Here is a 24,287-nt window from a genome sequence, read left to right on the forward strand (position 1 = left end):
AGCGACCTATCGTTCCGGCGCAATCAGCCGGAACGATGCTTTGCGTACCGGCAAACCGGAGGCTGCCGGGCGGAAAATGAAGCCCAGCCGGGCAAAGACCAATCCGCATGCGAGAGCGAAGGCGCAGCCGAGGCCGAAGCCGGCAACGGTGTCACTCGGATAGTGCGCGCCGACGAAGACCCTGGTCGAGGCGATGCAGGCCGTGACCATCAGGGCGATGGCCCAGCGCCGTGGAAACAAGAGCAGAAGAATACCGAACACGGCGCCCATCGTCGTGGCATGGCCGGAGGGAAAACCGGCGAAGCGCGCGTCAAAGGCGAATGGATGCAACGCCAGGACACCAAAATCCTGGAAGTAGAGCGGGCGGGCGCGGCCGATCGCATATTTCAGGACATTGACCAGCAAGCCGGAAAGGCCAACCGAACTCAGCACCAGGAATGCCAGGCAGGTCCAGTTGTAGACGAGCATCAACGATCGCCGTGAAAGGCCTCGCCAATCGATCAGATTGGCCGCGACGAGCAAGAGCGCCGATGGGATCAGATACCAGCCGCCGAGAGCGAACTGGGTCGTGAACTCGGCAAACCGTGCCCCCGACCATTGGCCATGAAGCATCCCTGCCGGTGTGTCGAGACGGACAAAGGCCGCCGCCGTCAGCAGCACCCAAACCACGATCCAAACCGGCCATGCAACGTCAGGGTAACGTGCTGGACGAACGGCAAAGCGCCTTCTCACGATCCGCAACGTGTCGCGAAAATTGTCGAGGGAGCGGCGTCTCACCGCTACAAGCCTGGCGAAAGCGGAAGGGCGCGGTTTCACGAGCATTGGGAATTCGACCCTGTCATGGACCAGCCGTCATGGCGCCACACGATAGAGGCCGAGCGACAGTTTGTCTCCCGACGAATAGTTGAGGCCATCGACCTCGGCGAGGCGGTTCACGGATTTGCCTTGCACCGACAGCATGCCGTTCAGTTTCTGCTCGTCTTCGATCGGCGCCAGTCCCAAGCCGCAGGCAGGATCGGCCAGCAGATGTTCCGCCACGCCGCCGATATCGGTCAGCACCGTTTTCGTGCCCACCAGGAATACCAGGCTCGGTTCCTGATACCGCGCCGAGGCCAGCACCGTGGTATCGCAAGGCTTGTAGGCGCTGACCGCGGTCTCGATGGTCGGGCTCAGCCAGATCGGCTTCAGCGACGGCGCGATGACGCCAAACAGCAAGCCATAGGTGATGCCCGCACAGGCGGCGATGGCGCCGATGCGGGGCAGCGGCACCTGCAACTGCCACGAAAAGGCGAGGTAGCCGGCGCCGAGCGCCGCCGCCGCGGCCGGGATGCTCCACCATGAGAATGTGTGCGTGAGGTAGATCGGTGCGCCCACGCAGACCGCCGCCAGGCCGAGGCTGACCACGACCAGGCCAAATGCCGTCGACCACCACAACCAGGTCTGCCAGCGCTTGAGCGGCGCATTGGCATCCTCGGGCTGCAAGGTCAAAAGCCAGCCGATCAGCAGCGCCATGCCGGGATAGGCCGGCAGGACATAGTGCGGCAGCTTGGTCGGGATCAACTCGAAGACCAGCCAGAACGGGATGTACCAGGCAAGGCAGAAGCGCAGCCTGGGGTCGTCGCGCAACCGGTTGAGGGCCTGCAGCCCGGCGCCGACCGCGATCAGGCCGAACGGCCACATGAACAGCGAATAGGTCAGCATATAGAAGCCCGGCGGCATGCCGTGCGATTCCTCGCCCGACGCGACCTTGCCAAGCATGTCCTTGCCGACGGCCTGCTGCAGGAAGGCGCCATGGCTTTTCCAGGTGATCGCGGCGAGCCAGGGCAGCGCAATCACCACGACAAGCAGCAGGCCGCGCCCGATCCTGAGCTTCGACAGCCAGCGCCCATCGCGCTCGAAGGCAAACAGCACCGCGATGGTCAGCGCCGAAAGCAGCGGCGCGATCGGCCCCTTGATGAGAATCGCCGCGCCTTGCGCGATCCAGAAAATCCACCAGAGATGGCCGGCGACCGGCTCGTTGCGGCGCGATGCCAGGTAGATCTGCGCCAGCGCGCCTTGCGCGGCCACGCAGCAGGCCAAAAGCATCGCATCGGTCTTGGCATCCCGCCCCTCGAAGGCGGTGGCGAAGATCGCAGCCATCACCAGGCCAGCGACGACACCGGCATTCGCTCCGAAAAGATTGGTTCCCGTCCACGCGATCGCCAGCACCGCAATGGCGATGCCGAGCGCCGAGACCGTGCGGTAGACCCATATCGGTGCTTCAGCGCCCTTGCCGCTCAGCGTCACGGCTGCCGATTGCAGCCAGTAGATGCCAACCGGCTTCTGGTAGCGCGAGGCCTCCTGGAAGCGGATGTCGACATAGTCGCCGCTCTCCGCCATCTGCTTGGTAGCCTGGACGAAGCGCGACTCGTCGCGGTCGATCGGCGGCAGGGATGCCAGCCCCGAGGCCGTCATCATCAGGCTGAACAGGAAGAGAAGGATGTAGTTCCTGTTCAACGCCATTTTTGAGCCTCTCCGATCATGTTCTTCACGCACACGGGCCGCTCAATCGACCTTGGTCATCGCCGCCTTGCGCTCATTGGCGATCAGCCAGAGATTTCTGATGTAGATGAACAGGCCCATGGCCTGGCCGGCGATGAACACCGGATCCTGGCGCTGGATGGCGTAGATCAGAAGCAGGCCGCCGCCGAACAGCGAGAAGAACCAGAAGGCAACCGGCACAACGCTGCGCTTGGCCTTTTCGGAGGCCAACCACTGCACCAGAAAGCGCATGGTGAAGAAGAACTGGGCGATGAAGCCGAGCAGGACCCACGCATCGAATTGCTTGATGAAGACCTGATGAAGCCAGGTCCCCAGTTCCTGAAGCACGTTAAACACGCTTGATTTCCTCTACTTTTGGCATTCTGCGGCGCCGGCGGCGCAGCCACCAGACGCCACCAAGATCGAGCGCGCCCTGCAGGCCACGATCGAAGATGCCGTAATTCGATTTGCCGTGCCGGCGCGAACGGTCGACCACGTCGCAGTGCACGACGCGGTACCCCTCCTGGATGACCAGAGCCGGCACGAAGCGATGCGTGCCGTCGAAGAACGGCAGTTTGCGCAGGATGTCGGTATGAACAGCCTTCAGGCCGCAGCCGGTATCGCGCGTCTCGTCATGCAGGATGGCGTTCCTCAGCCAATTGGCGAAACGTGACGCCAGTTGCTTGACCTTGCTGTCGCGACGCTTGAGGCGCTGCCCCTGTGCGGCGCCGAAATCGGGGCCGGCCTGCCGCAAGGCGTCGACCAGCACGGGAATGTATTGCGGATCGTTCTGGCCATCGCCATCGATCGTGGCGACGATGCCGCCGCGCGCTGCCCAGGCGCCCGAACGCACCGAAAGGCTCTGGCCGGCGGATTTCCGGTGCCGCAATTCCCGCACCGGGAACGGGCGAAGACCTGCCTGTTCGGCAAGAACGGCCGCGGTGTCGTCGGTCGAGCCATCATTGACGATGATCAGTTCGAAGTCGCGCCCTACCATCGCCGCCTCGATCTCGTCGATCAGCAACGGCAGGTTTGCCGCCTCGTTCCGGCAGGGAATGACAATGGATATCAATGCGTCCGGCATGTCGCGTCGGGGCTCTGTCGTCGGATATGGCATGTTTTGAATGCCGTACGGTGCCGCTGGAGGTCGTGGGCTGCAAGAACCTTGTGGCGCGGCGCCTCATTACGCCAGCCGAAACGATGAAGCAAGCATGACGGACATCATCCGTGCGTGCCACAAAACCGCATCCACCCCCTGCTGGTCGCAGCCCCTCGGTTGGCAGGCAATCCGGCGCAAGATCGGAATCCACTTTTGCTGATCGCGCTTGGATGCTAAACGCGCCCGTTCACATACGCCCGCGCCGGACGGGCGGACGCTTTCGGGAAAGAAACCATGCCTGCCTTCAAATCCGACTTCCTGCGCACGATGAGCGAGCGCGGTTTCATCCACCAGACTTCGGATGATGCCGGCCTCGACAATCTCTTCGCCACGGAGACGGTGACGGCCTATATCGGCTTCGACGCCACCGCCAAGAGCCTGCACGCCGGCTCATTGATCCAGATCATGATGCTGCACTGGCTGCAGCAGACCGGCCATCGGCCGATCGCGCTGATGGGCGGCGGCACTTCGATGATCGGCGACCCTTCCTTCAAGGACGAGGCGCGCAAGCTTCTGACCCCGCAGGACATCGACGACAATCTCGTCGGCATCCGTCGCAATTTCGTGCCGTACCTCAAATTCGGCAGCGGTCCGAATGACGCCATCATGGTCAACAACGCCGACTGGCTGATGGAGATCAACTACGTCAATTTCCTGCGCGATGTCGGCCGTCACTTTTCGGTCAACCGCATGCTGGCGTTCGATTCCGTCAAGCTGCGGCTCGACCGCGAGCAGTCATTGTCCTTTCTCGAATTCAACTACATGATCCTGCAGGCCTACGACTTCGTCGAACTCTACAAGCGCCTCGGCTGCCGTCTGCAGATGGGCGGCTCCGACCAGTGGGGCAACATCATCAACGGCATCGATCTCGGTCGCCGCATGGAGGACGCGCAGCTTTATGCGCTGACCACGCCGCTGCTCACCACCTCGTCGGGCGCCAAGATGGGCAAGTCCGCCTCGGGCGCGGTCTGGCTCGATGCCAGCATGCTCTCGCCTTACGAGTTCTGGCAGTATTGGCGCAACACCGAGGACGCCGATGTCGGCCGGTTCCTGAAACTCTACACGACGCTGCCGTTGGACGAGGTCGCGCGCCTCGGGCAGCTCGGCGGATCCGAGATCAACGACGCCAAGAAGGTGCTCGCCACGGAGATCACCGCATTGCTGCATGGTCGCGCGGCGGCGGAACAGGCCAGCGACACGGCACGCAAGACGTTCGAGGAAGGCGCGCTCGCCGAATCGCTGCCGACCGTCGAGGTTGAGAACGCCAAGCTCGAAGCCGGCATCGGTATCCTGTCGCTGCTGGTGACCGCCGGGCTGGCGGCGTCGAACGGCGAAGCGCGGCGGCATGTGCAAGGCGGTGCGGTGCGGTTGAACGACCAGCCTGTCAGCGACGAGCGCCGGCTGGTGACGCTTCAGGATCTGAGTCCGGAAAACGTCGTAAAGCTATCTTTGGGCAGGAAAAAGCACATTTTGGTGCGGCCTATCTAAGGCCGCTTCACCGGTATTCGAAGATCGACCTGAATATCCCCGGCGCGATCACCGAGAGCGGATTGATGTCGAGCACCGGTTTGTTGGCATTGCCCCTGAGCCGGTAGGTCACGCCGATGAGGCCCCTGTCACGGCCGTTGCCGAGAAGCGCCCCGACGATCGGCAGCTCGCCGAAGATGCGGTTGAGGCCGTAGACCGGCATGAAGGTGCCGGTCATGTCCATGTTGTTGTTCTGGTCGTAGAGGATGCCCTGGAAGGTCGTGCCGATACGCGGCCCCCGCAGCACGCCGTTGGCCAGCTTCAGATAACCGCTGCCTTTCTCGATCTCGGCGTAGCCACGCTCGAACTTGACCCGCGACGTGTCGAGCTTGCCCTTGACCGCCTGGTTGAGGCTACGGCTGTCGCCGGCCGGGGTGGTCGAGACGATTGAGGCGAGCTTCGGTTCGTTGACGACGAAGAAATTGCTGGTGTCGACCTTGCCCTTCATCGGCCCGTCGCTGGCTCCCGACAGGGCCAGCATGATCGACCCGCCTTCCATGTGCTCGTAGACGTTCAGGAACCTCAATATGGCGCCGGCGTCCGCGGACTGCACGTTGAGCGCCCGCTGGCCGTCACCGGTGGTGTTGCTGATGGTGATGGCGGCGCCAGAACTCGCCGTCGCACTGACCTTCAGGCCGTTCACCCGCGAGCCGGCCGCGCTGTAGTCGAGCTTCAGGTTGGAGAGTTGCTCGTCGTGGAAACCGGTGAGCCGATCGACGTCGGCGCTCACCGAAATGGCGTCGGCGCCAGTGGTCTTGGTGGCGGTGTCGACGTCCGAGGTGAACTGCTTGATCAGCGAGCGGGCATCCAGGGCGTTGCCGCTGACGTTGACAGCATAGCCCTTGCCCGATCGCCTGACGGACACCGCCACGTCGTCGCCCCGATTCAAGGTGACCTTGCTGAACTTTGCCGACGACAGGGCGCCGTTGAGCAGGACAACGTTGCCGTCGATGGAGAAAGTCTTGCCGTCGAGCTCGAAGTCGGACAGCGTCGTGGTCTCGCCCGACTTTGTCATGACGAATGTAGCGGTGGCGGGAACCCCTGCCCCCTTGCTCCAGCCGGCCCAGGGAATGTCCAGCCTGGCATTGGTCAGGTCGGCCGAGACGTTCTGATTGCCGCTGCCGCTCTTGTCGATCGCGACCTTCACCGTGCCGGCAAGCAGCGGCGTAAGGCCGGGCATGGCGGCGGCACGGATCTTGTCGTCGAGCACCAGGGCGACCTTGCGGCTGCGCGCCGGCCCATCATCGGCCAGCGGCTCGACGAGGTCGAGTTCGGCCGGAATGCCGTTCAGCGACGCCTTGGCCGAGATCACCGCCTTTTCGGGATCGACCGTGATCGAGCCGTCGGCATCCGCCACGGTCTGCCCTTCGAACGGCTTGGCCAGTGAAAGGCCGGTGTAGTCGAGCGATACGAGCCAGTCGAGTTTGGAGCTGTCGACGCCGGACTGAAGCGGGATATCAGCCTTGACATGGCCGGTGACGCTGCCGGACAGGTCATCCGGCAGAAAGCCGACATGGCGCATGGCATTGATCGGTTCGTAGGAGGCCAATTCGGCGACAGCCGCCGCGTCGCCGGCAACGTCGATGTCGAGCGCGCCGATGACCGGCGGGCGGTTCGCCGCCTTTACCGCCAGCGTGCCGTTGCTGGCCGCCACGGTGCGGCCGCTGGGCATGAAGACGGTGCCCGAGGACAGGGAGACGTCGACGTCATTGCCGTGGAAGGCGACGACACCGACCGCGTCGCGTATCGGCGGAATGCGACCGGCCGTGTCGAAACGCGTCCCGTCGATCTGGAAGCGGCCGAACACTTCGTCGGCGGAAAGCGGCACACCGTTGCCGAGGCGATCGGGCACCACCTGGAACTGGAGATTGCCGTCGACGACGCGGCCTCCGAACAGATTGCTCAGCACCCAGAGCCGCGCATTGCGCGCTGAAAACCACGGCCAGAGCTGCTTGACGTGGGAGACCAGCATGTTGTGAACGTTGAAAGCGAGGTTGATCCCGGGCGCCTTGCCGTCGACGAACTCGACGGCCGCGGTTCCCAGCACTTCGCCACTGGTATCGGAACGAAGCGCGATCTGCTCGGCCACCAATTTGTGGCTTTTGGTCTGGTACACGCCGGCTATTCGCGCAAGGAAGCTCAACGCGGGCTCGGGTGACTCCGATGGCGCCAGCGACGAACCGTCGCTGGTCAGATCGTAGCGGTAGGCGGGTTCGTCGCCGGCCGCTCCCGATGCCGGCTTCGGCCCGATGGAGCCGGCGAAATCGAATGTCGACCGGCCGGTCTTGAACAGCATCCTGTCCACCTGGATCTTGTTGCTGCCGGCGACAAGCGTCGCATCGACCGCGACGTCCGCCGGCAGCAATCCACGTGTGCCGAGATCGAGCACCGACCCGGTCGACGACAAGGCGGCCGTCAGTTGCGACGCATTCGTGCCGGCACCTTCCGATCCCTTCAGCTTCAACGCCACGGCGCCCAGCTTCCCGGCGCCGGCCGTGGTGCCGGCGGGAGCCGCCAGATCGATGCTCGCTTCCAGCGCCGTCACGCGATGCGCCGCGACATCGCGTGTGGCGGAAGCGGCAACCTTGATCGTCCTGCCGTCGACATCGGCCTGTGACGAAAATTCCATGCCGCCCGGCCCCGACTGAACGACGGTGGCGTCGGCGATCTTGACCAGCTTGATCGATCCGGTATCGGGCAGCACGAATTCGACATTGCTGAGATCGATCCGGCGCATCGAATCTTCCCGCACGGCGTCGAGGGCGCGATGGATGTTGCCGAACACCGCGTCCGACAGTTTCTCGGGATCGACGAGGCCGTCCTCATTGCGCAGCGCGGCGGTCCAGTCGCCGCCGGAGGGCATCGCCGCCATGACGATGCGCGCATCGGAAATCCTGGCGCTCGTCAGCCGCACCTCACCCCACAGCAGCGGCACAAGGCGGACACCGAAGCGCACACGCCCGGCGTCGGCCATGGGCTTGCCGTCGTTCGTCTTCAGGCTGACGTCGCTGACCTGGAGCGCAACGAAACTCGAACTGTCGAGCGTGATGCGAGCGGGCCCGACCGCGACATGGACATCGACGCCGGCGAGTTTCTCGATGGCGGTTTCCGCCTCGACGCGCAGCCGGTCCGCCCCGATGCCGGAAAGACCGATGAGATAGACGGCTATCGCGACCAGCAGCGTGAGCGCAACCATGCCCGCGAACACGCGCGAAAGGATGCGAAGGCCACGTCCGATCCGGGCCTGACCAAGCGGCGGCACCCGGCACGCGGACGGCAAGGTCCCCAGGTCGGCGATCTCATCCCGCCTGAACCTGATCTTCTCGTGCTGCGGTTGCTCCTGATCCACGCAATCTTCCGTTGTACGAATTCGCTCGTGGACGAATCCCCGCTCGACACTATATCGGTGTGGCTTCGCGCGTAACCTCAAACAAGGGCATCGGTATGGCTGACCTCGTCGTGGGCGATCTTGCGCCGCAATTCGACCTGCCGCGAGACGGCGGCGGCTCAATCAGCCTTGCCGCATCCGCCGGCAAGCCCGTGGTGCTCTATTTCTATCCGCAGGACGACACAACAAGCTGCACGCAGGAGGCGATCAGCTTTTCACAGCTCAAGCCGGAATTCGAGAAGGCCGGAGCGGTGGTGATCGGCCTGTCGCCCGACCCCGTCAAGAAGCACGACAAGTTCAAGTCCAAATACAGCCTCACCATCGACCTCGCCGCCGACGAGGAGCGCAAGGTGATCGATGCCTACCATCTGTGGGTCGAGAAATCGATGTATGGCCGCAAATACATGGGCGTCGAGCGCGCCACGTTCCTGATTGGCCGCGATGGCCGGATCGCCAGGATTTGGCGCAAGGTCCGGGTGAAGGGCCATGCCGAGGAAGTTCTCGAGGCCGTCCGAGCGCTTTGAGCGCCACGAAGGCCGACGGCGATACGGCCTTCATGTCGGCGCACGAAATCCGGCTGATGCCGAAATCAGGCGTCCTTACTCTTCGGGTGTTTCCACCTTCGGCTGCTGTCGCGCCCGCCAGGATTTCGAAACATGGTTCAGATGATCGGCCAGCGCGGCGAGGCGACCGCGCAAGCCGCGCGCGCCGATCACCGATGACAGCCTGACCGACTGCGTGGCGAAGCGCCGCTTGAAATCCTCGCCGCCGCAGAGGAAATCAATTTTGCCAAGGCCACGGTCGAGCGACCATTGGATATAGTCCACCATCAGCACCATACCCGGCGAGGCGCGCTCGTATTCGGGATCGTAAGTGGTGACGAAAGCCATCATGGTGCCGTGCTGCTCGAAATTGATCGAGACGGCGACGATCGTATCGTCGAGCTCCAAGACGAAAATGCGCAACAGCCCGAGCTCGGCCAGCACCGACACAAGCGCGGCGAGAACAGGCGAGCCTTCATCGAACAGGTCCGAGACGCGCCCGTGCCGCGCCAGCCACAGCCGCTTCAGCGCCGCGACCCGAGCGAGCACCGGCTCAAGCGGTTCGCCGATATCCATCAGGCGAAAACGCAATGCGCCGCCTTCTTCCATGAACTTGCAGCCGCGACGGTAGTTCTGCCGGGCCTTTTTGGACAGCGTCTCGAACCAGTCCGCGCCGCGCGGCCAGGAACCCTCGACACGGTAGCTGATTTCCCAGCGGTGGTTGCGCCGAAGCGCCTTGCCGTGGCGCGAGGCCGGATCCAGCAGGGCACGGAAACCGGCATCCGGCAGCAGACGATTGAGATAGATGAGGTCGAAGCCGCCCTGGTCGAGAACATACTGCCAGAGCCGGGAGAGTTGTTGCGGGTCGCCGCCGGGGGCAAACAGCGCGTTGCCATAGTCGCTGTGATCCTTCGCCGCCCATTCGAGAACGCGGATGCCGGAGCGCCTGAAGGTGGCGAGCGCTATCACGCCTTCGAGCCGGTCGCCGTTCCAGGCCAGCCCGATCCTGAGCGTGCGCCGCTCCTGATGGGGGGTGGTGCGCCACCAGGCCGCGATCCAGGCCGGATGCTGGAAGACAAGCCCGCCGGCTCGCTGCCAAAGCGCACTCCAGGCCGGGGCGATCTCGTCCAAACGCGCCGCCGATGTCACGACTTCGAAGACGAAGCTCCGCGGAATAGTGGGCGCCACGGGAGCGTTCACGACCGAGCCCTCTGCGATGCTCGCGTTGTCTCCGGCTTTCCGGGACGGACGCGCCGAGCGATATGTCGCCACATTCGCTTCAGCGGCATGACATAGAGGCCGGCAAGCGACTGGTAGTCGCGCACATCGCGATCGACCAGGCCGAACTTGAAATCCTCGTCGGGCTTCGGCACGCACAATGTTCCGAAGAGGCGATCCCAGAACGAGAAGAGCAGCCCGAAATTCTTGTCGTAGTGGCGCGGATCGGTGCTGTGATGCAGCTGGTGCCAATGGGGACACAGGATCAAATTGTTGAGCGGGCCGAACGAGATCTTGAAATGCGTGTGCCTGACGAAATCCATCATCAGGATGTTGCGCATGACGTAGACGTTGACGCCAAAGACCGTCAGTTCGACCAGGTTCAGCGAAACCAGCGACCAGATGCCGAAGCAGATGCCCACCACGATGCCGTCCCAGGCGCGGTTCATCAGTTCGTCGAGCGGGTGGACCCGGTCCTTGGTGATACCGACCATCACCTCGGCCGAGTGATGCACTTTGTGCAGTTCCCAGAGCACCGGATAGCGATGCTGGGCGACGTGATAGAGATAATAGGAAATGTCGTAGGCGAGCAGCATGGTGATGGTGAAGATCAGCACCGTTACCGGACCCGCCGGCCCCTCGATCAGCGGCGGCTGGAACTGGAACAGTGTCGAGAACAGCCAGTTGGTCCCGTAGCCTACCGCCGTGACGAAGACAATTCCGGCGGGCAGCATCAGGAAGGGCATCAGAGCTTTCTTCGTCACCCAGAACAGCAGGTCGGCTCTCGCCGAGGGATGAGTGATAACCTCATGCGGGACGGCGAACTCGAAAAACTCCTTCCAGCTCTTCTCCTCCACCGTGCGCCAATAGGCCACGAGCGCGCTGACCAAGGCAGTCAGCAGCAAAAGCCCGGTCGCCAGCAGACTGGTGCCGGAGAGCCTGTCGAGGACCTTGCCAACCAGATCGCTCAGCATCCCTTGGACCGCCTTCTTCAATAGATTCCCAAACCCCATCACGCCTTTAACCGAAAACCGTCAAGTAAATGCGATCAAAGAGAGTTAAGGATTCTTGACCTTAATCGGCGAGTGACCCGTTCCTCTGGTTGAAACATGGTGCGTGACGCGCGCACGATGGCCGCTCCCTCGGCAGTGTTGATGCAACCCACTGCCCTCGCCGCGTGTATTCGTTGCCGCGCGATCGGTCCGGCAAGCCTTTGTTAACCCTAATAATGTGTAATCAAGCCGTCGTGGTGTCGTAAACGAAAGCTTGGTCCCGTGAACGCAACCGGTCAGTCCGCAGTCTTCGGCAGGCGCAAGGAACCCCACACTGTCATCATTGCCCGGGGTAACGAGATCAGGCACTTCACGATCCGACCCTGGCTCGCGGCATTCATCGGCTCGGCACTCGCCGCCATTGCCGTCGGCTACCTGCTGGCCACGTCCTACCTGGTGCTGCGCGATGACTTGATCGGCGCCACCACCGCGCGCCAGGCGCGCATGCAGCAGGCTTACGAGGACCGTATTTCGGCACTGCGCGCCCAGGTCGACCGCATCACCAGCCGCCAGCTGCTCGATCAGCAATTGATGGAGACCAAGGTCAGCGAGTTGCTTGACCGGCAGACGCAGCTCAGCCAGCGTCACGGCCGCCTCGGCCCGTTGCTCGAACGCGCAGAGAATGACGTCGGAACAGCGCCAGGCGAGGCCCCGGCAGCAGCCGCGAAGCCTGACAAACCCGCCGAAGTGACCGGCAGCATCAGCCAGCCGGCGCAGAATTACGCGGTCGCTAGCCTGAGCGCGGACCCCGGAGCCGCAGACACGAGGCCGTTCTCCTTGTGGTCGACCCGCTCCGATCCTTTGCCAAACGATTCAGCCGCCGATCGCGCCGACAAATTGTTCGTCTCGATCAACCAGTCGCTGAAATCGATCGAGACCGAGCAGCTCACCCGCATCAGCGCACTCGCCGACAATGCCTATAAGAGCGCCGACGCGATCACCCAGGCGCTGCAAGCGGCGGGACTGCCGGTCGACGGCGATTTCGGCAAGGACCAGAGCGATGTCGGCGGACCGCTGATCCCGCTCGACAGCTCGATGATGTTCGACAGCAAGGTCAAGGAACTGGACGAAGCCCTGGATACGCTCGACCATCTCAAGAAGGAAGCGCGCCAGCTGCCGCTGTCCAACCCCGCACCCGGCCACTCCGTCACCAGCCCGTTCGGCATTCGCACCGACCCCCTCCTCGGCACCGCCGCGCTGCATTCCGGCATGGATTTCAGGGCGCCGATCGGCATGGCGGCAAGGGTCACGGCGCCCGGCGTCGTCACCAAGGCCGGCTGGAACGGCGGCTATGGCCGCATGGTGGAAGTCGACCACGGCAACGGCTTTGCGACCCGCTACGGGCATCTGAGCGAAATCGACGTGACCGTCGGCGAGAAGGTCGATGCCGGCGCCGTCCTCGGCAAGACCGGCAGCAGCGGCCGCTCGACCGGCCCGCATCTGCACTACGAAGTGCGCCACAATGGCGAAGCGATCGATCCGCTGCGCTTCCTCACCGTCGGCAAGAAGGTCGCCCAGTATCTCTGAGGCGCGCCAGTCCTCGGAGTGAAACCTTCAGTTGATGACAAGCGCGGCCCGCTGCTCTTCGAACGCTGCCCAGGTGTACCGGTCTGGACCCAACACCTCGTTCAGCGCCTTGTACTCTCCAAATCGCCATCCTGGGTAGCAGAGCAGTTCGTCAAACAGGACGACACTGCCACTGACAAGCCTGTCCTTGCAGAGCGTGAGAATGGCTTTGCAGGGCGTGTAGGTGTCCGTGTCAATATGAATGAAAGCAATTGGACCTTGGTGCTGCTTAAGAAACGTTGGAAGCGTATCTTCAATCCAGCCCTTTATCAGATTCACATTTTGCCGAACCTTCGGCACAACGCCGTCCCTGTTGAATTGCCGGCCTCTGGCCTGGAAGCCAGTTCCAGTCCAGTTTTCCTGAAGACCTAGGAAAGCATCAAATCCAAAGATTGACCGCGTGTCGCCAGATGACGAAAGTCTCCCTGCGAAATGGTTGATGCTTGTCCCGTCAAAGACACCAAATTCCAGCAGAAACCCGGATTTCGCGACTTTCTCGATTGCATAATTTCGTATTTGCTGGTGGTCGTCGAAAAGCAGCGCATTTTCCATGTGCGGCGCCGCAAAATCGGCACTCTCGATAACGCAGCGCTCGTGCAATATTTGTGTCATACGCCGTTCTGGAAGCACAACAGCCGATGGCCGGCGCTTTCGCTTGAGACCGTGGCCCTCCAGAAAACTTGTAAGTTTTGACACTATTCGCGCTCCCCCAAATGCGCCCTTTTGAGTGAGGTGGGATGGAAAATCAAGCGGCCATGGACTTGCCTGCTTGGTCCATACCGCACCGGCCCGCCGACATCTGAAGCCTGGATTGCAGCGCCTCCGACAATAACAGGCCTGGCCAACACCGCCGGAAATCGCGCCACCGTCGGCCATGACCGATCCCTCAGGCTTTGACATGGATCTCCCGCGGGAACCTGGTCAGCGTCTCATGGCCGGTTTCGGTGACCAGGATGGTCTCGCTGATCTCGATACCCCAGCCGTCCATCCACATGCCGAGGATGGAATGAACGACGTTGCCGGGCTGAAGCACCGTCTTGTCACCCGGGCGGAGGCTGATCGTGTGTTCGCCCCAATCCGGCGGATAGGCGACGCCGATGGAATAGCCGATGCGCGACTCCTTCTTCAGCCCGTAGCGCTGGATGACCTTGCGCCATGCACCTTCGACCGCTTCGGCCGATGTTCCTGGCCGGACCGCATAGAGTACCGCGTCCATGCCCTCGATCACCGCCCTTGCCGTGTCCGCGACACGCGTCGGCGTCTTGCCAAGCTGCATCGTTCTCGCCAACCCGGCGGCATAGCGGCGGCAGACGCCGGCGAGTTCCAGGGCAATGGTCTCGTTGTCCCCGAACCGACGGTCGCTCCACATGATGTGCGGGGCCGAGGCGTTCTCGCCGCCGAGGATTGTCGGCGGAAGGGCCGTGATGTCGCCGGCGAAATCCGGGCTGCCGGCGATCTGCGCCGCCTGGATGGACGCAATCGCATCGCACTCGCGCACACCCGGCGCGATCACCTCGAAGGCCCGCGCCACCGCCGCTTCGGCCAGGGTCGACGCCTTGCGCAAATAGGCGATCTCGGGCGCCGATTTGACCGCACGGATCCAGTTCACCAGGAGATCGGCATCGTGCCATTTTGCATTGGGAAGGCCGGCGACGAGCCGCGCATGCGCTTTCGGGGAGAAATAATAGGCTTCGAGCTCGATGCCGATATGCCTGGTACCCCAGCCCTTGGCCACGATCCAGTTGGCGATCCAGTCCATCGGATGGCGATCGACACGCTGGACGTGATCTTCCGGGAAGCCAACCACGTTCTCGGGTCTCATCCAGGCCGTGAGAAGACCGCCGGCGGCATCCATGGCGCGCCCGATCCAGACCGGCTCGACGTCTTCCACGGGAACCAGCACCACCTGCGGCGTGTAGAACGACCAACCGTCATAGCCGGTGATATAGTGCTGGTTGGCAACGTCGTTGACGATCAGGAGCTCGAGACCGCGCTTGGCCATCTCGGCGCGGATCTTGCGAAGCCGCTGCTGGTACTCCTCGCGGGCAAACGGCAATTCGATCATCTTTGCTCCATGCTGTGTTGCGTCGCGGTTGCTTGGCCACCATTGAAGCGGTTCTCGCGATTGCGGCAATCGGCCAAGGGCGGCACCTGAACAGGTCCTAAACCCAGCAACGTCCATCCCAGCGCCTTTTTGCCCCCGGACTTTTTGCTGATTTATTTTTGAATTCCATTTGACTGAATAAATCTTTGATGCAAACTTGTATCCGTTGGGAGTGCAAGGCATGGCGTTGCGGGGGACCAATCAGGAATTTGGGCGGCCGTACAACCGGCGCATCGTGCTCGAGTCGATCCGCCGTAACGGCCCCATCGCCCGCGGCGATATCGCCCGGCATGTCGGGCTCACCGTGCAGACCGTATCGACCATCGTCCGCGAGTTGGAGGAACAGGGCTACATCCTGTCCCTGCGAGAGGAACCCAAGGGGCGCGGCCTACCTCCGGCGACGCTGCGCATCAATCCAGAGGGCGGCTATGCTGTCGGCATCCATTTGACGCCGCTCGGGATAGATGCAGCACTGATCAATCTCAGCGGCGACGTGATCGAGAGTTCGCACCGCGAAGCGCCCAACGCGGCGCCCGATCATGCGTTCGATGAGATCGGCGGCATGGTCCGTGATCTAACGGGGAAGCGGGCCGGCGGCCGTGTCATCGGCATCGGCATGGCGCTTCCCGGACCGTTTGGCGTGGACTCCATGAGCTTCGTCGGGCCAACGACGATGGCTGGCTGGAAGGATGTGGCGCTGCGCGAGCGGCTGACGGCCGCGACGGGACTGCCGGCGTTCTTCGAAAGCGACATGGCCGCCGCCGCGATGGGCGAACGCCTCTATGGCATCGGGGTCCACCATTCCGAATACTACTATCTCTATTTCGGCGTCGGGCTGGGAAGCGCCATGATGCATGACGGCAGCGTGATGCGCGGCGCCTGGGGAAATGCCGGCGAAATCGGCCACATTCCCGTCGTTCCCGGCGGCGAGCCCTGTCCTTGCGGCAACCGGGGCTGCCTCGAACGCTATCTTTCGCTCGAAGCACGGGGGCGCTGGGCCGGCAACGACGCCGATTGGGTGGCTGAGGTCGGCCCGATCTTCCGCAATGCCATCGCCATCATCGAGAACCTGTTCGATCCCGAGACGATCGTGCTCGGCGGGCTGGCGGCGCCGGACTTGCTGCAACTTCTGGCGGGCGCGGCAACGCCGCTGCTCAATTCGGTCTCGGCCCGCGGCGACCGCAAGGCGCCCCGCGTGGTCGTCGCGGGCGGCGGCCAGCAATCCGTGCTGCGCGGCGCCGCCGCCCTTGCAGTTTCAGGGGTGTTGTCGCCGCGCTTCGGGCAGATGTTCACGGCAGAGCGCGAGCGTGGCCGCGATCTCCTGGCGGCCAAGGAGATTGCCGCATGAGTGAACCTCTGCTGGTGCTCGACAACGTCACCAAGAACTATGGCGCGATCGAAGCGCTGAAGGGGATCAGCTTCTCGATCGGCAAGGGCGAGGTCGTGGCCCTGCTCGGCGACAACGGCGCCGGCAAATCGACACTGGTCAAGATCATAGCGGGCGGACTGGAGCCGACCTCGGGCCGCATGCTGTTCGAGGGCAAGGAGTTTCTCGCCAAATCGCCCGCCGAAGCGAAGGCGGCGGGCATAGAGACCGTCTACCAGGACCTGTCGCTGTGCACCAATGTCGATGTGGTGGCCAATTTCTTCATGGGCCGCGAGATCACCCGGAAGGTTCTCGGCATTCCCGTGCTCGACGAGCGCGCCATGGAGGCCGTCGTTGGGAAGGCCCTGGCGAGCGCCGGCACCCGCATTCCGTCTCTGCGCACCAATGTCGAGCACCTATCGGGCGGCCAGCGGCAAGCCATCGAGCTCAACCGGTTCGTACACTGGGGCGGCAAGCTGGTGCTTCTGGACGAACCGTTCGCCGCCCTTGGTGTCGAGCAGACGCGGCGCGGCCTCGACATGATCCGCCAGGTGGCGAGCCAGGGCATCGGCGTCGTCATCATCACCCACATCATGCAGCAGGCCTTTCAGGTCGCCGACCGGATCGTGGTGATCCGGCAAGGCGTCGTGGCGGGCGATGTCGCACGCAGCAAAACAAGTCCCGATGCGGTGATCAACATGATCACCGGTGAAACGCTTGCCGGTGCCGGACCGGCGGGCTGAGGGACAAAGAGGGGTCCGGCTTAACAGGGAGCCAACAACATGAAGCGAGTACTTCTTGCTGTCTTCGGTATCCTGGCACTGGCCTTTGCCACGCTCACGCCGGCATTCGCCCAGTCCAAGGGGACCGTCTATTACATGGTGCCGACACTGCTCGACGAGTTCCAGACCGGCTCGGTGAGCGCGCTGGAGCTGTTCCTCAAGCAGGTCGGCTATGAAGTGAAAACGCTGAATGCCGACAACAAGACCGACGCGCAGCAGTCGCAGATGAACGACGTCATCGCGCTGAAGCCGGCGGCCATCATCCTGGCCGCGGTCGATTTCAACGCGCTGAAACCGTCCATCGAGGCGGCGCGTGCGGCCGGCATCCCGGTGGTCGAGTTCGACCGCCAGATCACCTCGACGCCTTCCGACTTCACATCGGTCGCCGGAACCGTCGAGATCGGCCATGTCGCGGCCGACCAGGCAGAGAAACTGCTGAAAGCCAAGAACGGCTCGGTGAAGGGCAAGGTGCTGCAAGTGCTGGGCGACCCCGGCGATCCCTATACGCTCGACATCCAGAAGGGCTTCGAGGAGAAGATGAAGGCGTTTCCGGACGTCAAGATCATCTCGCTTCCGGCCATGCAGTGGGAAGCCAGCAACGCCGGCACCATCGTCGCCGACCAGATGCTGGCCAACCCCGACATCGACCTGATCTTCAGCCATGCCGCGCACCTGTCGGTCGCCGCCGTCGCCTCGCTCGAGGCCGCCGGCAAGAAGCCGGGCGACGTCATGCTGATGAGCTCGAACGGCGCTCCGGTCGGCCTCGACCTGATCCGCAAGGGCTGGCTCAACGTCGAAGTCGAGCAGCCGCTCTACGCACAGGCCGCGGCGGTTGCCATGTTCATGGACAAGGTGGTCAAGAAGGAAGAAATCAAGCCCGGCGACTATGACGTGCTTGGCCTGAAATCGGTCGTCACCAAGGAAAGCTGGGGCCCGAACATCAAGATCCCGGGTGCGGCCATTACCAAGGAAAACGTCGACAACCCGGCTTTCTGGGGCAACCAGAAGCCGCCGACGGACACGGTCAAGTCGGTCGAATAGGCATCTCGCCTGAAACGCTCCGGGCCCTCTCGGCCCGGAGCCAATCCTTCGCAATTCCAATCCGCGCATGCCTCCGAAAATCGAACTGATTTTCGGAGGCATGCGCCAGCCGGATCAGCCCATGAACCTCCGCACCCGCCATGCCCTGGAGTTCGTTCTCGACAACCTCGTCTGGTTCATGCTGCTGTTCGTGCTGGTGGTGTTCTCCATCTTCGTGCCGAACTATTTTCAGCTCGGCATCTTCGCCAACATCATCGAGGCTTCGAGCGTGCTCGGGGTCATGTCGATCGGCCTGGCGCTGGTCATCATCGCCGGCCACATGGACCTGTCGGTCGAATCCGTCGCCGCGCTCAGCGCCATGGCGGTCGGCATCCTGTTCTGCTCGTCAGGCATTGGCATGGGCGTGCAACTGCATCCGGAATGGCTGATGGTGCCGGTATCGCTGCTGCTGGCGCTGGCCGTCGGCGGCCTCATCGGCGTCTTCAACGGTTATCTGGTGGTCAAGGTGAAGATGAGCGCCTTCATCATCACGCTGGCGTCCTACATCTGGGTGCGCGGCCTGGTACTGGTCATTTCGGGCGGCCGCTCGGCGCAGGACCTGGCGCCGGCCATTCGCTGGTTCGGCATCCAGCGCCTCGCCGGCCTGCCGCTCACCGCCTGGATCGCCATCGCCTGTTTCGTCGTCTTCTCGCTGATCATGGCCAAGACGCCGTTCGGCCGACACCTGGTGATGATCGGCGGCAACGAGACGGCAACCTTCCGCGCCGGCATCCGAGTCAACCGCAACCTAGTCATCGCCTTCGTGCTCGCCGGCGCCATAGCCGGCCTAGCCGGCTGGCTGCTGGCGATCCGCACCTCGGGCGCCACCGCCAATCTCGGCGTCGGCCTGCTGTTCAACGCCTTTGCCGCGGTCGTCATCGGTGGCGTCAGCCTGAAGGGCGGCGTCGGCACCCTGCCCGGCGTCTATGCCGGCGTGCTTCTGCTCTCGGCCATCAACACGGCGATCAATTTGATGGGGCTGCCCGCCAACTTCACCCAGGTCATCCACGGCCTGCTGGTGCTGGCGGCCGTGCTGCTCGACGCCTTCAAGCAAACCATTCGCCAAAGACTCGCATGACAGGACGATTCGCATGACAGGAAGGCGGGCATGACCGGACGACTGAAAGACAAGGTGGCGCTGATCATCGGCAGCGCGCGCGGCATCGGCAAGGGCATCGCGCAGCGTTTCGCCGAGGAAGGCGCAAGGCTGGTGCTCGCCGATACCGAGGCGGCGGCCGGCCAAGCGACCGCCAGCGAACTCGGCGTGCCCTTCATCCGCACCGATATCTCGCGGATGAGCGACGCCGAGGCCGCGGTGGCTCTGGCGCTGAAGCAGCACGGCCGCCTCGACATCATCGTGCAGAATGCCGGCATCTATCCCTGGCAATTGATCGAGAACACGAGCGCCGACGACTGGGACCGCGTCATGGCCGTCAATCTGCGCGGCACCTTCAATGCCAGCCGCGCCGCACTGGTGCCGATGAAGGCGCAGCGTTTTGGCCGCATGCTCTACACCTCCTCCATAACCGGTCCGCACGTGACCAGCCCGGGCCACGGCCACTATTCGGCCAGCAAGGCCGGAATCAACGGCTTCATCCGGGCGGCGGCGCTGGAATTCTCCGGCTATGGCATCACCGTCAACGGCGTCGAGCCCGGCAACATCCTGACCGAAGCCATCCAGCAGCATCGCGGCGCCGCCTACATCAAGAACATGGAGGATTCCATCCCGCTCGGCAGGCTCGGCAGCCCGCGCGACGTCGCCAACGCCTTCCTGTTCCTCGCCTCGGATGACGCCAGCTACATCACCGGCACGACCATCGTCGTCGATGGCGGACAATTGCTGCCCGAGGGCAATGACTTTCGGCTGCTGCCGCCGTGACCCCTCAGGTGCGAAATCACGCCGACGAGGCGTCAGGAAGCTCGCGCCGGTGGCCCGCAACCCCCTGATCGATGAAAAACCCGCCACGGGAGCGACCCGTGGCGGGTTTTTGGAGTGGCTACATCCCGGAGGAATCGACCGCTTGTAGGTGTATTGTGAACTGCCTGATCGTATTAGCCTATGGTGCGATCGCGGAAGACAATGGTGCCGCACGCTGCTGTGTGTGAACAGGAGGCCGACATGAGAATTAGGACAACGACCCATAACAATCCCGGCGAAGCTGGCGTCATCCTGCTCGACCAACCTGTCCAAAACCTGATCGTGGCGACTGATATTCGCGACGGCACCACGACGCTGTTCGGGACGGCGACGCTGCAAGTGAACTATGCCGGCTCGTACGATATCCGGGTCGAACTCACACCAGCGGAACTCACGCAAGTCTACCAGATATTGGTCAAAAACCTGCTTGAGGAAATCCAGGAACTAAAGAGCGCTCAAAATCCTTGACGCTGGCGAACCGACCCTCCAGCGGACATATATGCCGGTCAATCTCGTTGCAGTCCGCGCTGCCGACGAACACCGTTGGCCGCTCCGTACCGGCAAGTGCCTATGGGGTAGTCTCCTAATTTGATTTCTTGGGTCCGAACTGAATGCGCACGACATCGCGTGGGTACAGGCTTGGGTCCATCGCGATTTTCACGCCACGATGTTCGCCAGTAAGACCGCGTTGATGCAGCGAGTTGCTTACGTTGATTCCAATCGCGGCCATGTTTTTGTTCTGCTCAAGCGCTTGATCGACCCAAGCAAAAACCTCATCATTCGACAGATCATTTCCAACTTCGCACTCTACATATGTTTGCGTCTGGTCCGACATTTACCGCTCCTCCCATTTCAGCTCGATACGCTCGCTTCCACCAATTCTTCCTTCGACCATAGCCGATTGCGCACACCTGCCGCCATAGCTGCCGTAATGCGCAGGGTCTTGTGAGCGCGCACGCCGTGCTACAGATACCGCCGATCAATACGCCGGTTGATGCCGTGCGGGCTCCGATCGTGGCGAAACATCGAAAGAGAGATCGAACATGCCAATTAAGCCATTTCTCCTGATCGTGACCGATCGTGACAAACAAGTGTTCACAGTTGAAAGGACCGATGACAGAGGATAGACCATGGAACGCGGCTGTAGTTGCAGCGCAGGAAGCCGGGAGGCAGGTAAACTGCTCTACTCCGGGCGCAGGTCTAACTAGGGCTGCGGTTATAGAAAGCTGACAAAAATCCTACGGCCAAAAACTGGTTGAGCAGGGATCAATCGTGAACCCGTTTTCAAATTAAGACACTAACGCCTATGGGGCAGGCTTTGCGCCGATAGATGACGAGCTAGCCGATTGGCTTCATGTTCCTGGTGCAACCCAAGACTTCCTACCCTCATCGCTGATGATGCTCAGGGATGCTGCCTCGGACTAGGCTCGGCGCGTGTGTTGGATCGATCAGAGCGTTTGCGTTTGGCCGCACAGTATTCGACCCTGCCGCCACAATTTGCGTGACCGGCTGCCCCACTGCATGATAGATTCCCCAAGGTCAACATGAACGGTCGATCGCCTTAGAGGCCATGGTCTCCCAACAGGACCAACTAAGGCCGCCCAATCGGCCAACTTAGTGCGAAACCGCACTTGGAGGACGCCACTAATGGCTGAAAGCCGCCGCCTGCCTCCCGTCCCTCTGTATGTAATTTATGCGCTCCTTGTGCTCGCACTGACCTATCTTGCTTATGCGCTCTACTTCAATTTTTTCAGAGACCCGGAGGTGCATGGAGATTTTGATATTTCGATACTGCGAGACTACAAAGCTCCACTTATTGCGTCGGTTGGGACATTTCTAGGTGTTATATCAAAATCAATCTATGAGTACATCACCGAAAAACCAACAGATTTAAAGAAAGGCATTATATCCGCTTCTCTAATAGCACCTATTGTCGTTATGTACACATATAATTCTATAATTTCCATCACAGACTCGTTTGTTGCCTTTTTAATATCGTATCAGAACGGGTTTTTCTTCAGAATAATACTTGCGTCGGTTGAAAGCAAGTACTCCAAAAAACCGCAAGTATGAACGCTTTCAAAGTGGCGCGAACAATTGCCGCCGTAATATGCGGCCTGCTCCTTTCATTAGGATCAGCGCGGTCAGCCTCGGATATCCGCGATCTCGCTAAGGATGAGTTCGAGGTTCCTGAATTTCGCGACAGGCTGGCATCTGTTGTAGAGCTCCTCAGGATAGGAGACTACATTCATGTCGGGCCTGGGCTGGATGGATCGAAGGTTAATATCAAGGTAGTCAAGGAGTCAGCAATTTTGTACTCATCGATGCCAAGTTTGAGCATGAATGCGATGGCCGTCAAGCCTAACATCATTCTGATTAGTGAATTGCTTGCATCGACTTTGACTTTAGGCGCCATGAATTCATCATTGGCTTATACATACGAAAACGCAAATAGATCGGGAGATGCTCTGACGGATTCTATAACTGACTTAAAAATATTCTCAATCAGACGCCTTACGCTACTGAGGGAATTACGAAGGGGATACGTTCCGGACGGTGAAGATGTTACTAAGGAGGTTAAGGATCTGCTGCGCGCGGCGGGGGCCCTCCATGATGAGCACATAGATTTTGTTTTTGCGGGGGCCTTTTCGCAGCTGCTTTTTCACGAGCTCGCACATCTCAAAACAATTGAAGTGCCAGTGGCAGAGACAAGCGGATTATTCGACTCTCTCCTAGACTTCTTAGATCGCCGTCTAGCGCAGAGCACGTTTGACGAGGAGGTGCGAGCGGACACTGTCGCCGCAATCGACGTGGGGAACACATACCTATACATTAAGAAAAACAATAGCTTAAACGCTAAGCTATTTGCGGAAGGGATGGAATCCTATCTCTTTCTAATGAAAGATATAGTCTTTAATCACTTGCTGGTTGGGGAGAGAGGGTTAAATGCGGAGGATTTCGTCATCAAGATGCTCCACGCCAGTTGCCGAAATAACTCTGCGTTTGCTGATCTCGACTATACGAACCCAGATCGTGTTGCTGTAGGTGCTGAGACTCATCTCCCTGTCCTTACCAGATCTGAGTATGAGGGGCTTGCAAAGCGGCTGAGGGGGGCAAACGTCTATCTCACCCATCCTCATAATTTCGAAAGAGCGGTGAGGCTTCTGCAGGTCATGACGGACAAGTTTGAATTTCGAGGACATTTCAATGTTCGAGAAGGCACCGATCTCTTGAACACGTTGAATGATCCGTCGATATCGTTTCGTCGAGAGCCAGCTACGCAAGCTGACCTTCCCTGGAATTCAAATGATATTTTACGCGCGCTTTCTGGATTCTATGGCATGGAGGAGGGCAAGCTGTGCCCCGGCACCGAGTGCTGGGTTGGCTTTCCTATTGATAAAGAACTTAAAGGCTTTGTGGAGGTCATCGAGGACTATGGACGGTTAAAAAGCATTCGATTCGCCCTGCCTGTTGGCGCAAAATTTGGTTCAGTTGAATATTATCGGCAGATCGCTTTGTCGGTCACTGTGTTTGCGAATATTTTTCAGCTATCGACGGAAGAAATTACTGCAATCGGTAACGCGCGCATTGACTATCTTCAATGTGGAATCGGTTCGTATATTCTTAATGGCGATGGCTTCACCGTTTTCGCAGACTCCACGATCGAGGGAGGCTACATTTTTTATGATATCGTGCCGATAGATAAAGGGAGATCATTTCTTGATAACTGGCGCGGACCTTACTGATTGGGCTGGTCAGTCCGCCGCCAAAAGGCCTCATAGCTACCCTCGAAAAATGCAGGACAGCGATGAGAATGCGAGTCGCACGTCCGACCACTGTCCTAGTTGGCAAGAATGGTTGATCAGAGCGAAGCGCCTAAGCGATAGGGTTAGCCCGAATTCCGAGATCTCGGATGACCAAGATTGCCCTCTGATTGAGATGGCCTAGGCCGTTGGACAGACCGCCATTTTTTTGTTGTGCCTTGAGCTAAGATATGAAGATCGCCGTTACAAGGCCCGAGAGAATCTGGCGAGCTACTTTTGTTCCTGTTGCTATTTTGTAGCT

General features: G+C 61.2%; 21 protein-coding genes. 11 read left to right on the top strand and 10 right to left on the bottom strand.

Going from position 1 to position 24,287, the window contains the following annotated elements:
* Positions 1-6: 6 nt before the first annotated feature.
* From MESOP_RS23930 to MESOP_RS23945, 4 genes are all read right to left on the bottom strand, one after another.
* Positions 7-669: a phosphatase PAP2 family protein gene (locus MESOP_RS23930; RefSeq protein WP_245264956.1), complete on the bottom strand. Its 663-nt coding sequence runs from the start codon at positions 667-669 to the stop codon at positions 7-9.
* Between the two features lie 183 nt (positions 670-852).
* Positions 853-2,502 carry an ArnT family glycosyltransferase gene (locus tag MESOP_RS23935; protein ID WP_013895908.1) on the bottom strand — a complete coding sequence of 550 codons (1,650 nt, stop codon included), beginning with the start codon at positions 2,500-2,502 and terminating at the stop codon, positions 853-855.
* A gap of 42 nt (positions 2,503-2,544) precedes the next feature.
* Entirely contained in the window at positions 2,545-2,877 is a 333-nt protein-coding gene (locus MESOP_RS23940) for a lipid-A-disaccharide synthase N-terminal domain-containing protein (RefSeq protein WP_013895909.1), read from the bottom strand.
* On the bottom strand, positions 2,870-3,604 hold the full coding sequence (locus tag MESOP_RS23945) for a glycosyltransferase family 2 protein (protein WP_013895910.1): 735 nt from the start codon (positions 3,602-3,604) through the stop codon (positions 2,870-2,872). Before MESOP_RS23945 ends, MESOP_RS23940 begins: the two co-directional genes overlap by 8 nt.
* A 309-nt stretch (positions 3,605-3,913) precedes the next feature.
* Between MESOP_RS23945 and tyrS the strand changes: the two genes are divergently transcribed.
* Complete coding sequence (gene tyrS / locus MESOP_RS23950; RefSeq protein ID WP_013895911.1) at positions 3,914-5,167, top strand: tyrosine--tRNA ligase; 1,254 nt, start codon at positions 3,914-3,916, stop codon at positions 5,165-5,167.
* Positions 5,168-5,174: 7 nt separating this feature from the next.
* Here the strand turns inward: tyrS and MESOP_RS23955 are convergent, their stop codons facing one another.
* Positions 5,175-8,555, bottom strand: coding sequence for a DUF3971 domain-containing protein (locus MESOP_RS23955; RefSeq protein ID WP_013895912.1), 3,381 nt, complete (start codon positions 8,553-8,555; stop codon positions 5,175-5,177).
* 95 nt (positions 8,556-8,650) lie between these two features.
* On the opposite strand from MESOP_RS23955, the gene MESOP_RS23960 reads away from it, so the two are divergent.
* Positions 8,651-9,118: a peroxiredoxin gene (locus tag MESOP_RS23960; protein ID WP_013895913.1), complete on the top strand. Its 468-nt coding sequence runs from the start codon at positions 8,651-8,653 to the stop codon at positions 9,116-9,118.
* 75 nt (positions 9,119-9,193) lie between these two features.
* Here MESOP_RS23960 and MESOP_RS23965 read toward each other — a convergent pair whose 3' ends face one another.
* Both MESOP_RS23965 and MESOP_RS23970 read right to left on the bottom strand, forming a co-directional pair.
* Complete coding sequence (locus tag MESOP_RS23965) at positions 9,194-10,336, bottom strand: GNAT family N-acetyltransferase (protein WP_013895914.1); 1,143 nt, start codon at positions 10,334-10,336, stop codon at positions 9,194-9,196.
* Entirely contained in the window at positions 10,333-11,328 is a 996-nt protein-coding gene (locus MESOP_RS23970) for a sterol desaturase family protein (RefSeq protein WP_013895915.1), read from the bottom strand. Before MESOP_RS23970 ends, MESOP_RS23965 begins: the two co-directional genes overlap by 4 nt.
* Before the next feature lie 300 nt (positions 11,329-11,628).
* Here MESOP_RS23970 and MESOP_RS23975 point away from each other — a divergent pair, with 300 nt between their 5' ends.
* On the top strand, positions 11,629-12,933 hold the full coding sequence (locus MESOP_RS23975) for a M23 family metallopeptidase (protein ID WP_013895916.1): 1,305 nt from the start codon (positions 11,629-11,631) through the stop codon (positions 12,931-12,933).
* A 27-nt stretch (positions 12,934-12,960) separates the two neighbouring features.
* Here the strand turns inward: MESOP_RS23975 and MESOP_RS23980 are convergent, their stop codons facing one another.
* Both MESOP_RS23980 and MESOP_RS23985 read right to left on the bottom strand, forming a co-directional pair.
* Entirely contained in the window at positions 12,961-13,848 is an 888-nt protein-coding gene (locus MESOP_RS23980) for a class I SAM-dependent methyltransferase (protein ID WP_013895917.1), read from the bottom strand.
* A 10-nt stretch (positions 13,849-13,858) separates the two neighbouring features.
* The gene (locus MESOP_RS23985; RefSeq protein ID WP_013895918.1) at positions 13,859-15,037 is read right to left on the bottom strand and encodes a M24 family metallopeptidase; all 1,179 of its coding nucleotides are present in this window, start codon (positions 15,035-15,037) and stop codon (positions 13,859-13,861) included.
* Between the two features lie 220 nt (positions 15,038-15,257).
* Here MESOP_RS23985 and MESOP_RS23990 point away from each other — a divergent pair, with 220 nt between their 5' ends.
* The 6 genes from MESOP_RS23990 to MESOP_RS24015 all read left to right on the top strand — a co-directional run bounded on the left by MESOP_RS23990 (position 15,258) and on the right by MESOP_RS24015 (position 20,690).
* Positions 15,258-16,424: an ROK family transcriptional regulator gene (locus tag MESOP_RS23990; protein WP_013895919.1), complete on the top strand. Its 1,167-nt coding sequence runs from the start codon at positions 15,258-15,260 to the stop codon at positions 16,422-16,424.
* On the top strand, positions 16,421-17,185 hold the full coding sequence (locus tag MESOP_RS23995; protein WP_013895920.1) for an ATP-binding cassette domain-containing protein: 765 nt from the start codon (positions 16,421-16,423) through the stop codon (positions 17,183-17,185). The genes MESOP_RS23990 and MESOP_RS23995 overlap by 4 nt, the downstream gene beginning before the upstream one ends.
* Before the next feature lie 39 nt (positions 17,186-17,224).
* Entirely contained in the window at positions 17,225-18,265 is a 1,041-nt protein-coding gene (locus tag MESOP_RS24000) for a sugar ABC transporter substrate-binding protein (RefSeq protein WP_013895921.1), read from the top strand.
* Between the two features lie 121 nt (positions 18,266-18,386).
* A complete protein-coding gene (locus MESOP_RS24005; protein ID WP_013895922.1) occupies positions 18,387-19,382 on the top strand; it encodes an ABC transporter permease in 996 nt (331 codons plus the stop codon).
* A gap of 30 nt (positions 19,383-19,412) precedes the next feature.
* Positions 19,413-20,183, top strand: a complete 771-nt coding sequence (locus tag MESOP_RS24010) for an SDR family NAD(P)-dependent oxidoreductase (protein ID WP_013895923.1) — start codon at positions 19,413-19,415, stop codon at positions 20,181-20,183.
* Between the two features lie 240 nt (positions 20,184-20,423).
* On the top strand, positions 20,424-20,690 hold the full coding sequence (locus MESOP_RS24015; RefSeq protein WP_013895924.1) for a hypothetical protein: 267 nt from the start codon (positions 20,424-20,426) through the stop codon (positions 20,688-20,690).
* Between the two features lie 115 nt (positions 20,691-20,805).
* On the opposite strand, the gene MESOP_RS24020 is transcribed toward MESOP_RS24015, so the two are convergent.
* Positions 20,806-21,057 carry a hypothetical protein gene (locus MESOP_RS24020; protein ID WP_013895925.1) on the bottom strand — a complete coding sequence of 84 codons (252 nt, stop codon included), beginning with the start codon at positions 21,055-21,057 and terminating at the stop codon, positions 20,806-20,808.
* An 812-nt stretch (positions 21,058-21,869) separates the two neighbouring features.
* On the opposite strand from MESOP_RS24020, the gene MESOP_RS35240 reads away from it, so the two are divergent.
* Both MESOP_RS35240 and MESOP_RS24025 read left to right on the top strand, forming a co-directional pair.
* Positions 21,870-22,295, top strand: coding sequence for a hypothetical protein (locus tag MESOP_RS35240; RefSeq protein ID WP_013895926.1), 426 nt, complete (start codon positions 21,870-21,872; stop codon positions 22,293-22,295).
* On the top strand, positions 22,292-23,968 hold the full coding sequence (locus MESOP_RS24025) for a hypothetical protein (protein ID WP_013895927.1): 1,677 nt from the start codon (positions 22,292-22,294) through the stop codon (positions 23,966-23,968). The genes MESOP_RS35240 and MESOP_RS24025 overlap by 4 nt, the downstream gene beginning before the upstream one ends.
* Positions 23,969-24,287: the final 319 nt, after the last annotated feature.

The sequence above is a fragment of the Mesorhizobium opportunistum WSM2075 genome (assembly GCF_000176035.2).
GTDB classification, from domain to species: Bacteria; Pseudomonadota; Alphaproteobacteria; order Rhizobiales; family Rhizobiaceae; genus Mesorhizobium; species Mesorhizobium opportunistum.